Annotated in this window: 1 protein-coding gene and 1 tRNA gene; both read left to right on the top strand. The window is 29.1% G+C overall.

Translation table 11 applies throughout. The features are described from left to right. Positions 1–72: 72 nt before the first annotated feature. Positions 73–148, top strand: a tRNA-Ala gene (locus ACYUE0_RS17645). A 134-nt stretch (positions 149–282) separates the two neighbouring features. Next, entirely contained in the window at positions 283–1041 is a 759-nt protein-coding gene (gene surE, locus ACYUE0_RS17650; RefSeq protein WP_460271921.1) for a 5'/3'-nucleotidase SurE, read from the top strand. Positions 1042–1543 lie beyond the last annotated feature (502 nt).

The raw sequence follows: 1543 nt of genomic DNA on the forward strand, positions 1-1543 counted from the left end.
CTCAGTTGGTTAGAGCAACCGGCTCATAACCGGTAGGTCCGGGGTTCGAGTCCCTGAAGGTCCACCATATTTGGGGGTATAGCTCAGTTGGGAGAGCACCTGCCTTGCACGCAGGGGGTCAAGAGTTCGAATCTCTTTATCTCCACCATAGCAGTTCGAAAGAACTGCTTTTTTTTATTATTTATAATAAGAAATATTAGATTTTAAAAGATTATATAAGTGTTTATTATATAATTAAAGTTAAAATATAAGATAGGTGGGATATATGTGGAAAATAGAGATATGAAAATATTGATAACCAATGATGATGGCGTATTTGCAGATGGAATAATAGAGCTTGCTAAAGAACTTGAAAAACACTATTCTGTATGTATTGTTGCACCAAATTGTCAAAAAAGTGCCACAAGTCATTCAATAACTATAGATAAACCATTAATAATAAAAGAAGAAAAATTAGAGGGCATTAAATCAAGAGCGTTTAGTATAAGTGGAACTCCTGCAGATTGTGCAAGGGTTGGAGTTAATAAGATTATGGATGGAAAAGTTGATATGGTTATATCAGGAATAAATAATGGGTTCAATTTAGGCACAGATATACTATATTCAGGTACAGTTTCAGCAGCTATCGAGGCAGCTATATTAAAAATACCATCTATTGCTTTTTCATGCGACGGAAATAATGAATCATATAAAGAATGTGCTAAAGTAGCCAAAGATTTAATTGAAAAACTAGAAAAATCTCCGCTGAAAAACGATTTAGTTTTAAATGTAAATTTTCCATCGCTAAAGAATGTAGATTTAAAAAAGAATTATGAGTTTAAAGTTTCAAAGATGGGGGAGAAAAAATATGAGAACTTATATGTTGAAACCTTAAATGAAGATGGAAGTAAAAGTATCAATATAAGTGGAACACCTATAAAAAATAATGAAGCAGATACTGATGTATTAAATATAGAAAATGGATATGTAACTATAACTCCACTACATTATGATTTAACAAATTTTAAAATTTTATATGAAATAGAAGAAAAGCTTATATAAGGGCTGGTCTTTCTTCTAAAATAAGTAGCTTAAAGTAATATAGAAGCTACTTATTTTTTATTACAAACTGTTAGGATAATCATGATTTATACTAAAACTAAATATAAACTTATCCAAGTGTATCATTATATGAAAAGTTAAAGAAATAAAAGGAAAAAAAAGATATTATAATTTAATTTTAGATAATAAATTAATGCATATTAAATTTACTTAAGGAAAGAATGTTATTATGAATGAGTCGTCAATGACGGGAACTTGAAAAAAGTTCAAAAGAAATTGAAAAAAGTTGTTGACAAATGACAAACAAATTGCTAAAATAAAAAAGCAGTCGTTGATAAACGACAAAAAACAATTTGGTCTTTGAAAATTAAACAGATAAATATAGGTAAAACCAGTTAATTCATTTGAGAATCTATTTTGTAGAGGCTCACATCGGAAGATGTAAAAAATTGACTATTATAGTCAGCAAATTGCTTGAAGCAGTTCAAACTTTTAAATTGAG

This window comes from Clostridium sp. CTA-19 (genome assembly GCF_054767855.1).

Bases quoted from the DNA above. Each gene is read 5' to 3' on its own strand.
- surE (WP_460271921.1), top strand. From the start codon at position 283: ATGAAAATATTGATAACCAATGATGATGGCGTATTTGCAGATGGAATA.